Genomic DNA, 14,195 nt, shown 5'->3' with positions numbered 1-14,195 from the left:
GTCCAAATTTTGCTGATAAGGGGGAGTTATAGAAGAAATTATACCAATACTAAATAATTATAAAAATAGAATAAAGGAGCATGTGTGCAACAAATTGATGAACATAAGCGCTTAGAAAAAGACGAGTCAAGTTGGCCAATCAGGTTTCGTCTTCGCTCTGAAGAAAAGCAAATTGGACGCTGGACGACTTTGTCTTGGTCTATTGATAATGTCGAATTATATGACCACCACCACCACACGCCAGAAGATGCCAACATCGGCACCTGTTATGAGCGTGTATTAACGTTATACCGCGATGAACGCACAGATTATCGTTTTAATCTCAGCTCACAAGACCCGCATCTGTTTATTGTTTGTGAAGAACATAATGAGCAGTTATCGCCGTTACTTATCACTGTTGCGCAAAGTGTCGCCAGCAGTTACATGGATGGTGACTATCAAGTTTTGCATATTCAACTGCCATTACCGGTACAGGCTTGGATGGAAGCATTCATTGGACGTCATGGCGAACTGATTGAATTTAAAAAGAAACGTTATAAAGATAAAAAAGGACGTTCAAGTGGCAACTAACTTTTTTCAACGTTGGTCGAGTCGCTCTCTGACGGCTAAAGACAAGACAGATGCAACGTTATCGGCAACGAATGCAGCCGTTGCAGCATTACCCGGATCTGAGCAAGTTGTTGAACAAGTTCATGAGGTTAACGCCGAACATAACCAAGTCGTTACGCCGGATGAAGTGACGCATGACGTTGTCGATGATGCGGTAGATAGTGCAGTAGATAGTGTTGTAGATAAGCAGAACGGTATTGCAGATAACAGCAGTGATGAGGTATTAACAATTACTGATGTCGACAGCGTGACATTTGATAGTGGCGTCGCTTCATTTCTAAAGCAGGGGGTTGATAAGTCAGTAAAAAAAGCCGCACTAGCTAAATTGTTTCATTCCGATGAGTTCAACTATATCAGTGATATGGACGATCACACTGAAGACTTTTCTAATATCCCCAAACTCGACGATAGTATCGCCAAGCAGCTACGTGGTTGGGTTAAGACAGTATTAAAAGAGCCTGAGCAAGAAACGGAGTTAGTAGAAGACCCCAACCTTGAACAAATACAAGAAGTAGAAATGTCAGCTGTTGAAGATGAAACTGTTGAAGCCATCACGGAGAATTTCGCATTATCGCTAGGCTGCGATGAACCACATCACAAGACTATTCAGCAAGGTGAGACATAAAGGGATTAATAACCCTTATTTTAATCGGGACAATTTGATACAGGTGTGATTATTTGTAGCGACAAAATGTCTCAGTTGGAAATACCGCAATGGTCCTTATCTGACTTTAGCTCTTTATAGGTCATTTTTTTCCGTTAAAAGTTGGTTCGGTTATTGCTCTATTAGCTACAGCATAAAGTACGGTAAAAATCGTACGGCAGACAGAGCAGCGGGCACTCAACTCGCAGTTTAATCGGCACCTATTTTTGCGGTGACGAGTATACAGGAATAGCAATGTTAAAAAGTATTCTAGAAACATTTACAGATAGCAATGGTCAAGCACGCTTAAGTGCAATCGCTGGTACGGTTGAATTATCGAACTTGATCCCGCCAACGGTTTCTTACGAGAGCCGCGGGAATTTATTGATCATTGGTGCATACGATACGATCACTGCATTAGCGCCGCAATTTGCCACGCTTAACTCGGTGACACTGCTGGCGACATCAGCAGCAGCAGAGACAGTGCCAGCGAGCAAGGATAGCAAGGTATTTTTTAGTCATGACGTCACGATCAAAGGCTACCTTGGCGCGTTCGAAGTGAATTGCCGGGTAGCGGGTAGCTTGCTGAATACCTATACCAATCTCGCGGAAGTCACGATTGGTGGTGACAGCTTTGATTTAGTAGTTGATATGAGCGCCGAGAGTATCGTCAATACCGAGATCCCGGCACCAGGTTATTACCCTGTCGGCAGCGGTAAAGCGGCGATTGCAGATGTGATTGAAACCTTGCCTGAGATGCTTGGTACCTTTGATAAGCCAAAATATTTCCGTTTAAACAATGACATTTGTGCCCATTCATCCCGTGGTGTGAGCGGTTGTACACGTTGTGTTGATGCGTGTCCTGCCGGTGCGTTATCAAGTAATGGTCATGCGATCGAGATAAACCCGTTCTTATGTCAGGGCGTTGGCACATGCGCCACCGCGTGTCCGACAGAAGCAATTACCTACGCATTACCTGAACCCGAGAAAACCCAGAACTTTATCTATCGCTTATTAAACAGTTATCAAATGGCGGGTGGTGTTAAGCCAACGATCTTATTCTTTGGTAATCGAGATGAAGAGACTGTCGCAGCGAAATTACCGTCATTACCATCGAATGTGATCCCGATTGCATTGGAAGAGTTAGCGACTATAGGTGTAGATACCTGGTTTAGTGCGCTGGTTTATGGTGCACATCAAGTACTGCTCGCAACGAATATAGCCTATATGCCAGTGACGATTGACCGGGTATTAAATGATGAATTAATCATCGCGCAAAACTTTTTAACTGAACTGGGTTTTGCACCAAGTCGTATTTGCTTGTTCGATCTGGATGCTGATTTTGTGGGCTTCCCTGAGTCTTTATTGGCTGTGGCAGATAACAAGATCGCCGTGATGGAGAGCGGTGTATTGGCCGAGCAATTATCAGGGACTAAGCGTGAAAAACTGTTTAGTGCATTAGATAGATTGCATGCACAAAGCACAGTTAAACCGACACAGTCTGACGTACCTGAAAATGCACCTTACGGTAGTGTTGAATGTAAAACAGATGATTGCACACTATGTATGGGTTGTGTGGCGGTATGCCCAACCCGCGCATTACATGCAGTGGGCGGTCGTCCAGGTTTGCAGTTTAAAGAGCAAGATTGCGTGCAATGTGGTTTATGTGAAAAAGCTTGCCCAGAGCAAGTGCTCACGCTTAAACCGGGTGTTAACTGGGATACTGAAAGCCGCCAAACTGCGGTGATGATCCATGAAGAAGAGCCTGCTTGCTGTTTAAGTTGCGGTAAAGCATTTGCGCCAGCGTCGATGATTAAAATGTTGACCGAAAAATTACAAGGACATTCCCAATTTCAGGGGGATGCTATTCGCCGTTTATCTATGTGTGAAGACTGTCGTGTACGCGATATTTTTTCTGACATGGCAGATGATCCAACCAGTCAGTTGCGAGTGTAAAACGAAATGATGGAAACACAATACATGTCACAGCCAGTTGCTGAAGAAACAAAATTACGTATCGATATCTATAGTTTACTTGCTCATCTATTACGTAAGGCACCCGAGGCTGACGTGATTGATTGGTTAGCTAATTTAGATGTGGATGCCCCGAACGAGCTCATTCAAACCACGGGTATGTCAGCGGCTTGGCCGTTATTAAAACTCGCGTCTCAAAAGACCTTATTAACCGCGGTGGAAGATGAATATCAAGATCTGTTTATTGGTATTGGCCATGGTGAGATCGTACCGTTTGCTTCTTGGTTCCTCACCGGTTCATTAATGGAAATGCCATTAGCGCATTTACGCCATGATTTGAAAAAGCTGGGCTTTCAACGCGATGAAGACGTGAAAGAACCAGAAGATCATATTGCGGCATTGCTCGAAGTGATGACGATGCTCGTCGCAGAAAGTGATCACAAGGTACAAGCCGAATTTTTTAATCGCCATATCGATACTTGGTTTGAGCGTTTTTGTCAGGATTTAAAGGTAGCGAAAAACGCAGTGTTTTATAGCGCCGTCGCCGAGCTCGCTTGGCAATTTTTAAGCATTGAAAAAATACGTTTTATCGACGTAAAAAAATAATAACGATAGAGGATCAAACTGGATGAGTAAACAAAATAAGCTGGATGAAAACCGCCGCCAATTGTTAAAGAATATTGGTTTAGGTGTCACCGTAGGTGTGATTGCAACAGGAGTCTCTACCTCTGCGATTGCATCTGTCGACACGCAAGATACGAACGCTAAGCAAGAAAAGACAACAGGTTACCATGAAACCCAACACATTCGTGATTACTACGATTCTCTATAAACGGAGCTTTAAATGAAATTAACTAAACGTTCCGATACGGTCAACAAGGACGAAAAACAACTGGGTATTTCGCGCCGTGCGTTTATACGTAACTCTTCAATTGCTGCCGCTGGTGGTGCTGTCGGTGTAGGCATGTTCGCACCGGGCATGATGAAAAAAGCACAAGCGAAATCTGTCGATCTAGAATCACCGGTTGAAATTAAACGGACGATTTGTTCTCACTGCTCAGTGGGCTGCGGCATTTATGCCGAAGTACAAGAAGGTGTATGGACAGGTCAAGAACCGGCATTCGATCACCCGTTTAATGCGGGGGGACACTGTGCTAAAGGGGCTGCACTACGTGAACACGGACATGGTGCTAAACGTCTTAAATATCCAATGAAACTGGTTAACGGTAAATGGATAAAAATGAGCTGGGAAACGGCGCTTGAAGAAGTCAGCCAGCAAGTACTTAAGATCCGTGAAGAATCGGGTCCTGATTCTGTTTACTGGTTAGGCTCGGCAAAACATAACAATGAACAAGCGTATTTGTTCCGTAAAATGGTATCGATGTGGGGCACCAATAATGTCGATCACCAAGCTCGTATTTGTCACTCTACTACAGTAGCAGGTGTCGCCAATACCTGGGGTTATGGCGCGATGACCAATTCGCTAAATGATATGCAGAATTGTAAATCAATCTTGTTTATCGGCTCAAACCCTGCGGAAGCGCATCCCGTTGCGATGCAGCATATCCTTATCGCCAAAGAAAAAAACAACTGTAAAATTATTGTTGCTGATCCACGTCGTACCCGTACTGCGGCAAAAGCCGATCACTATGTGTCTTTACGTCCGGGGTCTGACGTTGCGTTTGTTTGGGGAGTGTTATACCACGTATTTAAAAACGGTTGGGAAGATAAAGAGTTTATTCGCCAACGAGTTTACGGCATGGAAGACGTGCGTGCTGAAGTCGCTAAATGGACACCTGCAGAAGTAGAACGCGTATCTGGCGTATCTGAAGCAGATGTTTATGAAACAGCGAAACTGCTTTCTGAACACCGTCCAGGTTGTGTTGTTTGGTGCATGGGTGGTACCCAGCATACTACAGGTAATAACAATACCCGTGCTTATTGTATTCTGGAACTGGCATTAGGCAACATCGGCAAGTCGGGTGGTGGTGCCAATATTTTCCGTGGTCACGATAACGTACAGGGTGCGACTGACTTTGGTGTATTAGCAGATAACTTACCGGGTTATTACGGTCTTTCTGAAGGCGCATGGAAACATTGGGCTGGCGTTTGGGATGTGGATTATGAATGGTTGAAAAACCGTTTTGATCAAAATGCTTACCGCGGTAAAAAACCAATGAACCACGCGGGCATTCCGGTATCCCGTTGGATTGATGGGGTATTAGAAAATAAAGACAACATCGAGCAGAACGATAATATCCGCGCCATGTTCTATTGGGGTCATGCGGTTAACTCTCAAACCCGTGGCCCAGAAATGCGCACGGCGATGGGTAAACTGGACATGATGGTGATTGTTGACCCGTATCCAGGTGTCGCAGCGGTCATGAACGGTCGTACTGACAATGTTTATTTACTACCAGCGACAACACAATTTGAAACCACAGGTTCAGTCACCGCGACCAACCGTTCAATTCAATGGCGTGATAAGGTAATTGAACCGCTGTTTGAGTCTAAACCTGATCACGAGATCATGTATTTACTCGCTAAGAAGCTTGGTTTAGCGGAGCAATTGTTCAAGCATATTGAGGTGAAGAACAACCAACCGGTGATTGAAGACATTACCCGTGAATTCAACAAAGGTATGTGGACCATTGGCTACACAGGTCAAAGTCCTGAACGTCTAAAAGCCCATCAGAAAAATTGGCATACATTCCACAAAACCACCCTCGAAGCTGAAGGTGGTGTTGCTCATGGTGAGACTTACGGTCTACCTTGGCCATGTTGGGGCACGCCAGAAATGAAACATCCGGGTACCCATATTCTTTATGATACATCGAAGCCTGTTGCATTAGGTGGCGGTAACTTCCGTGCCCGCTTTGGTGTTGAACGTAATGGTGAAAGCTTATTAGCGGTCGACAGTTATTCAAAAGATTGTGAGCTAGAAGGTGGCTTCCCTGAGTTCAGTGACAAACTACTTAAGCAACTTGGCTGGTGGGATGAACTGACGGCTGACGAGAAAGTGAAAGCAGCAGGTAAAAACTGGAAAACTGACGTCTCGGGCGGTATTCAACGTGTGGCAATCAAACACGGTTGTATCCCTTACGGTAATGCGAAAGCGCGTGCTGTGGTCTGGACCTTCCCAGATGCTGTGCCGCTTCATCGTGAACCGCTTTATACACCACGCCGTGATCTGGTGGCTGATTACCCTACCTGGAATGACAGTGAAGCGATGTTCCGTCTGCCAACATTATACAAATCAATCCAAGACAAAGACGTATCAGGTGAATACCCGATCGTGCTTACGTCTGGGCGTTTGGTTGAGTATGAAGGTGGTGGTGATGAAACCCGTTCAAACCCATGGTTAGCTGAATTACAACAAGAAATGTTTGTTGAAGTTAACCCGAAAGATGCCAACGATTTAGGTTTCAGAGATGGTGAAATGGTGTGGGTTGAAGGTGCTGAAAAAGGCCGTATCCACGTTAAAGCTATGGTTACCCGCCGCGTTAAACCGGGACTGGCATTTCTCCCGTTCCACTTTGGTGGTTATTTCCAAGGTGAAGATTTACGTGGTAACTACCCAGCAGGTTCAACCCCGTATGTATCGGGCGAATCGGCAAACATTGCCACAACCTATGGTTATGATCCGGTAACACAAATGCAGGAAACTAAAGTAACCCTCTGTAAAATTACCAAAGCGTAAGGAGTCATTCAAATGGCGAGTATGAAATTTCTGTGTGACTCGAAACGTTGTATTGAATGCAATGGTTGTGTCACCGCATGTAAGAATGAAAATGATGATGCACTACAATGGGGTATCCAACGCCGCCGCGTAGTTACCTTAAACGACGGTGAGCCGGGTGAAAGCTCAATCTCTGTTGCCTGTATGCATTGTACTGATGCACCGTGTATGGCGGTCTGTCCTGCAGATTGTTTTGAACGCACCGAAGATGGCATTGTGCTGCACGACAAAGACCTGTGTATCGGTTGTGGTTATTGTTTGTTTGCCTGCCCATTTGGCGCGCCACAATTTCCAAAACAAGATGCCTTTGCTGAACGTGGCAAGATGGACAAATGTACTTTCTGTGCTGGTGGACCGAATGTAGAAAATGGTTCTGAAGAAGAGAAGAAAAAATACGGCTCGAATCGTATCGCTGAAGGTAAATTACCTATGTGTGCATCGCTTTGTTCGACTAAAGCCTTGCTTGCTGGTGATGCTGCAAAAATCTCTGATATTTATGCGGAACGTGTTGTTGCACGCGGTGCGAAAAATGCGGGCTGGGCAAGCACTGACGACCTTGCTTATGACGCGAGTAAACCCCAAAGCAGTTAATTTTTATGCATGGCTAAGTGATTAGCCATGTATAAAGTCTGTGTTCCCTCATCGTTAATGGGCACAGAATTAACGGATAATTGTAATAACTAACATAAACATGGGTGAGCGACTTTGGCGATAAAGCTGCTCCCTATTAGCGCTGTTGTTTAGATACAGTGAGGAGATTTAATGACTAAGCGAATTCAACGTTGGTTCACTCTGTTAGTGAGTGTATTAATGCTGAGCTTTACCTTGTCAGCATTTGCGAATGAAACAGCAGATAACAAGACTCGCAGTGACCGTTTAGGCGAGTCATCGGTAAAAGGTGAACTGGCTGGCTTTGCTGGTGCTGATTATTGGCGTGCAGTACGAGATGGTCAAGAGGGCTATACCACATCAAAATCACCAGAACACGGTGTGTTGATCAGTGTGCCGGGGCAAGCTTGGTTTATTCTGAAAGAGAAGTGGATGTCGCCATTAGGGGCACTCGCTATTTTTGGCAGCATTGGTTTAGTGGTATTAGCGTACTTTACGATTGGCCCGCTAAGATTAAGTAAAGCCAAAACCGGCCGTAAGATTAAACGCTGGAGTTTGGTCGATCGTACTTTGCATTGGAGCATGGCGTTTACGTTTTTAAGCTTGGCGTTTACCGGCTTAATGTTGGTTTATGGTAAGCACTTCCTGAAACCAGTGATCTCCCGTGATATTTGGGCGATGATTATTTATGGCGTGAAACAGTTCCATAACTATGTGGGTCCCTTATTTGCTATCTTACTGTTTACGGTGATGATCAAATGGTGGCGTAAGAGTCTGTTCACCAAAGTCGATATTAACTGGTTCATGAAAATGGGCGGTATGGTTGGTAAACACAAAGGCACACACCCATCCGCTGATTTCTCGAATGGTGGTGAAAAAGCACTGTTTTGGTTACTGATATTTTGTGGTGTGTTCATTATCTTTAGTGGCTTTATTCTCGATTTCCCTCTCTTCGGACAAACCCGCCGTGATATGGAGTTATCGAACTTAGTGCATATGCTGGCATCGTTAGTATTGATCTGTGGTTTTGTGTTCCATATTTATGTGGGTCTAGTGGGTATCGAAGCGTCGCTAGAAGGTATGGTGACAGGCGAAGTAGATGAAACATGGGCGAAAGAGCACCATGATATTTGGTATGAAAAAGTAAAAGGCTTACCAGAGAATCAATCGAGAACTGCAGTAGTCACGGACCCAGAATACAAAAAGAACACCAAAACTGAGCATTAGGACTCTCGCTTAATGAGGTATTCTCCTTCTAAACCAGCCTGCTGATTTAGAAGGAGAACTATTAAGCGGTTCTTAGTTCAGATCACATATTTATTTCTGGTTTTAGAACTGAGTTTAATAAGGTTTTTGTGTATGGATGAGTTGGATTGGCAAATACTGACTTGGTTTCACCGACTTCACAAATTCGACCGTTGTTCAGTATGGCAATTTGATCTGCAATCGACTCGACAATCGCTAAATCATGCGCGATAAAAATATAACTGGTATTGAATTTTAGTTGCAGCTCTTTGAGTAATGTCAATACGGTAGCTTGCACGGTTACATCTAACGCTGAGGTTATCTCATCACAAAGCAATAACTCGGGCTCGGATGCAAAGGCTCTTGCTATTGCCACACGTTGTTTTTCACCACCAGACAGCATGGTTGGGTTGCGATACAGATAGTCTGGATTGAGGTGTACTTGTATCAATAATTCTTTTGCTCTTTCATGGCATTGAGCGCTATTCATATTAAAATAGAGTTGTAATGGTTTAGATAAAATCTGCAAAATCGTTTGCTTGGGGTTTAACGAAGCATCCGGGTTTTGAAATATCATTTGGATCTGTTTTTTCTGTTTTTTGCTGCGTTTTTCCAGGATCTCTAATGGTTTGCCATTAAAGATTATTTCACCACCGTTGGCTTTGTTTAATCCTGCAATGGTTTTAAGAATGGTCGATTTACCACTACCAGACTCACCAATCAAGGCCAGTGTTTCACCTTTCTTTAACGTTAAATTGATATTGTCGACGGTGGCTTCAGGCTCTAGTTGTCGGGTTATTGATTGCCATAACGTGTTACGGTGATAGGATATTTTCAGATCCGTTAACGAGATGCTGGTTTCTTTTTCCACCTCATCTTGCGGCGTTACTGGCTGGGTGTTTTTTTGATTTTTACCAATAACCGGCACTGCTTTTAGCAACGCTTGGGTGTAGCTATGTTCAGGCTCTAATAATACTTTTTTGATGTCACCGTGTTCTACTATCTCGCCTTTATACATCACACATACTTTATTGCACAGTCGAGACACCGCACCAAAATCATGGCTTACAAAAACCATCGCCACGTTATGTTTATGGATCAATGCTTTTAATAAATCCAGAATATGGACCTGAGTGGTCGCATCAAGGCCTGTTGTTGGCTCATCTAAAATGAGTAGCTCAGGTTTGACCGCTAACGCCATCGCAATTGCTACACGTTGTTGTTGACCGCCTGAAAGTTGGTGTGGATAACGTGAAAATATTTGTTCTGGATCCGGTAATTTAACATCGTTTAATAGCTCAATGACTCTAGATTTATAATTTTCTTTGTCAATATCACTATGAAATTGTAATACTTCTTGTATTTGCGGACCCACTTTCATGGTTGGCGTTAATGCTTGTCCTGCATTTTGAGGTATTAATGCGATCTGGCTACCTCGGATTGCGGATAACGCTTCGATGGGTAGCTGTACGATGTCTTTATTATCAAAATGGATAGCGCCAGATTTAATAAAACAACCGTCGTTGGTGTATCCCATTAAAGCCAGGGCTAAGGTGCTTTTTCCTGAGCCAGATTCACCCACCAGACCGATAATATCTTTGGGCTTAACTTGGAGATTGACATCTTTGAGAATATGACAAAAATCACCTGATTTGTTGTTGAATCCCAAATTTAGATTTGAAACTTCGATTATATGATTCATCTTTTTCTCCTTATACTGGCGAGCTGTTATCACGATTTAGACCAACCACTTTTGATAAGGCGTCTGAAATAATATTGATTGAAAATATAAGTGAGCTTAAAGCGATTAACGGTGCAAGGGTAGCCCAAGGTGCGACAGACATGAATCCTCGCGTATCTGCGATCATCAAGCCCCAATCTGGCGTCGGCGGGTTAACGCCAAAGCCTAAGAAAGATAAAGAACTGAAAATAAGTAACATCCATGACCAACGCATCGCGCCATCCACTAAGATAACATTCATGATATTAGGCAAAATTTCATAGCGAATGATAGAACTGGTGCGTTCTCCGCGTAAGCGTGCGGCTAAAATATAGTCATGAGTAATAACGTCAAGGGTGGCACCCCTAACAACTCTTATCACTGCAATACCGTAGAAAAAGCCTAAGGTTAAAATTAATGTCGCATCGCTCTGTCCAATCACACTGATGATCAGCAGCAAAAATAGGATCCAGGGAATTGATAATAACGCATCGATGAAACGCATGACGACTTCATCAAAACGTCCGCCTACAAAACCGGTAATAATGCCTAAGCAGCTGCCCCATAGTATGGCGATGAAACTCCCCGCAAAGGTAATCATTAGCGCTGCTCTGCCACCCATAATGGTACGGCTTAAGATATCTCGGCCTAATTGGTCGGTGCCGAACCAGTGTTCCAGGCTTGGACCCTTAAGAATATTAAAGCTGTCGGTTTGTCCATAATCATAGGGAATGATATAGGTAGCAAAACAAGCTAATATAATATGGGAAATGAATAAGATTAAACCAACTTTAGCGGATGGTGTTGCGCTAAGTTGTTTAAAAAAGTCCATAAACAATTTAATCTGACTCATTTTAATATCCTTGCAGTGTGCGAAGTTTGGGATTAAGAACACCGGTTAGCAGATCTGCACAAAGGTTAACCAAAATATAAATAACCGCTAAAGCGATGGCAATACCTTGAACGACCGGGAGGTCTCTATCGTAAATAGCTGCAATCATCAGACTGCCAATACCAGGGTAGTTGAATACTTGTTCGATGATAACAACACCACCAAGTAGCCAGGCAATAGTAAGCGCGATAATGTTAATAGCCGGAAGCAGGGCATTAGGCAGTGCATGATAAAAAACGATATGCCAATAAGGCATGCCTTTTAAGTGACACATTTTAATATAATCTGAATTCATCACGGTGATCATACATGCGCGCACCATACGTAATATATGGGCAATCATGACCATCGACAGGGTAATGGCTGGTAGTACTAAGTTTGGCAGTAATTCAGAAAACGAAGCACTGTCTCCGATTAACGTCACGGCTGGAAACCAGGGTAGCCAGATACTAAATACCAGCGTTAATAGGGTGGCGGTTACAAATTCAGGCACAGTCATGGTGAAAAGGGAAGCCATTGAGATAATGTGGTCTGATTTTCTATTGACTCGAAGGCCGGCGATACAGCCAAGCAGAATGGCGATTGGTATCCCTATCGAGGCTGCGATGCCACCAAGAATCAAGGTGTTTTCTAATCGAGGAATAAGTATGTCACTAACGGGCTTTTGACGTTTTAACGATGTGCCCAAATTGCCATTAACAATATTTTCGGACCAAAGCGCAAAACGTTCAATTAAAGGGGCATTTAAATTATTGTCGATGCGACATTGTTCTAATCGAGTGCCGCTGGCATTTTGTCCTAGATAACTAGTACAAAAGTCACCGGGTAATGATTCAGTAACAAAAAAAACCAAAACACCCACAATCATAAGCGAAAACATTGCGGTGAAAAGGCGTTTATAAATCATGGTAAACATGAAAGTCCTCATTATATTAAAGGTATATACCCAAGCTACTTCATTATCCCGAAGATGCCTTATTTCTGCTTGCCCTACGGGAGGTTAGTTGATATTGCATATTGAAGTAGTTGGGGTATAAATACAGATATACGTAAGTTAAAATTTATAACGAATAAAAGCATAAAAATAGAATTTTAACTCTACTTTTATGCCGTTAAAATCTAACTGTATTGTTATAAATTAATCTTTAGTGACAAGGTCCCATCGAATTGAAAAATCGTCCACAGCAGGGATCGTTACATTTTTCATTGTTACTCGATGATTGCGCAAGTGGAATGGAATTAAGCTACCACCCTCTTCCCATAGCATTTTTTGAGCATCGATATACAGCTTCTTACGAGAATTAAAGTCTAACGTTAGACGCGCTGTATCTAATAATTGATCAAACTCGGTGTTATTCCAAACCGATTCATTCCATGACGCGCCGCCACGATAGGCTTCATTAAGTATTTGATCGGTTGGTCGCTGTCCCCACACTGTAGTAAATGCAGATTTTTTCATCCAGACGTCATTCCAATAACTGTCAGACGGGGTCATTTTTATATGCACACGAATGTTGGCTTTGGCGGCTTGACGTTGGTAGATTTCAACTAAAGGTCGGAAGTAGGTATCGGTGTTACTAGTATAAAGATCGATATCGATACCATCAGGAAAACCTGCTTCGGCTAATAATTTTTTAGCGCCTTCGATATCTTGGTTACACTCTATTTCCATTCGATATTGATCGCCTTTCCATACTGGTGTGTCGCAGCTAGTTGCTCCGCCATCGCCACCTAGTATAAGTCTGGCCATTTCTTCGCGGTCAGCAACCATGCGCATTGCTTTACGTACTTTTGGATCGGTAAATGGCGCTACGTCATTTTTAAATATAATGCCACGCCATTCGCCGGTCGCAATAGAATCGACCTTAAACATGCTGTTATATTGAAATAAAGGCAGTTGTTGCGATGTTACACCAGACCAACCAATCCAGTCGATTTGTCGCGCAAGCAGGGCTTGTACTCTCGCTGAATCATCAGCAATTGCGATTAAATCAATACCGTCAAGTTTCGGCTTGCCTTCCCAGTATTCATTATAGGCAATAAGGTTGGTTGTGCCTTCAATATTAAGATTCTCAAGTTTAAATGGTCCCGTTCCGATACCGACGAGAGATTTATCTTGATCAACCTTTGCTGGTAATATTTTTACGCGATAATCCATTAATAAAATTGGGAAGTCAGAATGCGCTTTATTCAGCGTAAACAGAACTTTATAATCATTTATGGCTTTTGCTTCTTGGATTATTGACAGTACTGAGCGGACAGGTGCATCGCGTTTAACATCAAGAATTCGGTCTATTGTCGCTACAACATCGGCAGACGTGAGTACTTGACCATTATGAAATTTTACATTTTCGCGTAAATCAAACGTCCATTCAGTGGCTGTTTCATTCGCAGTCCATTTGGTTGCTAGTTCTGGAGATGGTGCGCCTGTTTCATCTTGTCTTACTAGGCGGCTATATAACATTTGGGTAGGGTAATAAAAGCGTGTTGATGAAATTGGATCAAGTGATTCCTGTCCTCGCCATTCTAATTGATGTGGCGTTTTCAGTGTTTCTGCATAGGCTGCTGAGGAGAGCATACATGTGACGAATAAACTTCCATACACTAATTTTTTCAAAAGCATTTAATTATTGTCCTTTTTATAATTTTAAATTAAATAATTTTCCATTTACTATCTTGAGCATAAAACTCAGAATTTAATTATCTCTTTTCATCCGTTGAGTTATGAAACCTATCGCCGCTATACGATGAGCAGTATTTTTAT

General features: G+C 43.0%; 12 protein-coding genes. 8 read left to right on the top strand and 4 right to left on the bottom strand.

Going from position 1 to position 14,195, the window contains the following annotated elements:
* Window positions 1–84 precede the first annotated feature (84 nt).
* From PE36_RS06445 to PE36_RS06410, 8 genes are all read left to right on the top strand, one after another.
* A complete protein-coding gene (locus PE36_RS06445; protein WP_006031164.1) occupies window positions 85–570 on the top strand; it encodes a DUF3305 domain-containing protein in 486 nt (161 codons plus the stop codon).
* Entirely contained in the window at window positions 560–1,234 is a 675-nt protein-coding gene (locus tag PE36_RS06440) for a DUF3306 domain-containing protein (RefSeq protein WP_006031163.1), read from the top strand. Before PE36_RS06445 ends, PE36_RS06440 begins: the two co-directional genes overlap by 11 nt.
* Before the next feature lie 273 nt (window positions 1,235–1,507).
* Window positions 1,508–3,208 (top strand): 4Fe-4S dicluster domain-containing protein, encoded by a 1,701-nt coding sequence (locus tag PE36_RS06435; protein ID WP_006031162.1) that lies wholly within the window; start codon window positions 1,508–1,510, stop codon window positions 3,206–3,208.
* Between the two features lie 24 nt (window positions 3,209–3,232).
* The gene (locus tag PE36_RS06430; protein ID WP_232286538.1) at window positions 3,233–3,832 is read left to right on the top strand and encodes a molecular chaperone; all 600 of its coding nucleotides are present in this window, start codon (window positions 3,233–3,235) and stop codon (window positions 3,830–3,832) included.
* Window positions 3,833–3,854: 22 nt separating this feature from the next.
* Entirely contained in the window at window positions 3,855–4,058 is a 204-nt protein-coding gene (locus PE36_RS06425) for a hypothetical protein (protein ID WP_006031160.1), read from the top strand.
* Between the two features lie 12 nt (window positions 4,059–4,070).
* The gene (locus PE36_RS06420) at window positions 4,071–6,926 is read left to right on the top strand and encodes a formate dehydrogenase subunit alpha (protein WP_006031159.1); all 2,856 of its coding nucleotides are present in this window, start codon (window positions 4,071–4,073) and stop codon (window positions 6,924–6,926) included.
* 12 nt (window positions 6,927–6,938) lie between these two features.
* Window positions 6,939–7,556, top strand: coding sequence for a formate dehydrogenase FDH3 subunit beta (fdh3B, locus tag PE36_RS06415; protein ID WP_006031158.1), 618 nt, complete (start codon window positions 6,939–6,941; stop codon window positions 7,554–7,556).
* A gap of 171 nt (window positions 7,557–7,727) precedes the next feature.
* A complete protein-coding gene (locus tag PE36_RS06410; protein ID WP_006031157.1) occupies window positions 7,728–8,801 on the top strand; it encodes a formate dehydrogenase subunit gamma in 1,074 nt (357 codons plus the stop codon).
* An 82-nt stretch (window positions 8,802–8,883) separates the two neighbouring features.
* On the opposite strand, the gene PE36_RS06405 is transcribed toward PE36_RS06410, so the two are convergent.
* The 4 genes from PE36_RS06405 to PE36_RS06390 all read right to left on the bottom strand — a co-directional run bounded on the left by PE36_RS06405 (window position 8,884) and on the right by PE36_RS06390 (window position 14,054).
* Window positions 8,884–10,521 carry an ABC transporter ATP-binding protein gene (locus PE36_RS06405; protein WP_006031156.1) on the bottom strand — a complete coding sequence of 546 codons (1,638 nt, stop codon included), beginning with the start codon at window positions 10,519–10,521 and terminating at the stop codon, window positions 8,884–8,886.
* A gap of 10 nt (window positions 10,522–10,531) precedes the next feature.
* Entirely contained in the window at window positions 10,532–11,392 is an 861-nt protein-coding gene (locus PE36_RS06400) for an ABC transporter permease (protein ID WP_006031155.1), read from the bottom strand.
* A 1-nt stretch (window position 11,393) separates the two neighbouring features.
* Window positions 11,394–12,347: an ABC transporter permease gene (locus PE36_RS06395; RefSeq protein ID WP_006031154.1), complete on the bottom strand. Its 954-nt coding sequence runs from the start codon at window positions 12,345–12,347 to the stop codon at window positions 11,394–11,396.
* A 222-nt stretch (window positions 12,348–12,569) separates the two neighbouring features.
* Window positions 12,570–14,054: an ABC transporter substrate-binding protein gene (locus PE36_RS06390; RefSeq protein WP_043994104.1), complete on the bottom strand. Its 1,485-nt coding sequence runs from the start codon at window positions 14,052–14,054 to the stop codon at window positions 12,570–12,572.
* Between the last annotated feature and the right edge of the window lie 141 nt (window positions 14,055–14,195).

Source organism: Moritella sp. PE36 (assembly GCF_000170855.1).
GTDB lineage: Bacteria > Pseudomonadota > Gammaproteobacteria > Enterobacterales > Moritellaceae > Moritella.
Note: the sequence above shows the minus strand (reverse complement) of the source record. Positions and strands in the feature narration are given on the sequence as shown.

Coding starts and splice junctions, on each gene's coding strand:
- PE36_RS06435 (WP_006031162.1), top strand. CDS start 1,508: ATGTTAAAAAGTATTCTAGAAACATTTACAGATAGCAATGGTCAAGCA.
- PE36_RS06430 (WP_232286538.1), top strand. CDS start 3,233: ATGTCACAGCCAGTTGCTGAAGAAACAAAATTACGTATCGATATCTAT.
- PE36_RS06425 (WP_006031160.1), top strand. CDS start 3,855: ATGAGTAAACAAAATAAGCTGGATGAAAACCGCCGCCAATTGTTAAAG.
- PE36_RS06420 (WP_006031159.1), top strand. CDS start 4,071: ATGAAATTAACTAAACGTTCCGATACGGTCAACAAGGACGAAAAACAA.
- fdh3B (WP_006031158.1), top strand. CDS start 6,939: ATGGCGAGTATGAAATTTCTGTGTGACTCGAAACGTTGTATTGAATGC.
- PE36_RS06410 (WP_006031157.1), top strand. CDS start 7,728: ATGACTAAGCGAATTCAACGTTGGTTCACTCTGTTAGTGAGTGTATTA.
- PE36_RS06405 (WP_006031156.1), bottom strand. CDS start 10,521: ATGAATCATATAATCGAAGTTTCAAATCTAAATTTGGGATTCAACAAC.
- PE36_RS06400 (WP_006031155.1), bottom strand. CDS start 11,392: ATGAGTCAGATTAAATTGTTTATGGACTTTTTTAAACAACTTAGCGCA.
- PE36_RS06395 (WP_006031154.1), bottom strand. CDS start 12,347: ATGTTTACCATGATTTATAAACGCCTTTTCACCGCAATGTTTTCGCTT.
- PE36_RS06390 (WP_043994104.1), bottom strand. CDS start 14,054: ATGCTTTTGAAAAAATTAGTGTATGGAAGTTTATTCGTCACATGTATG.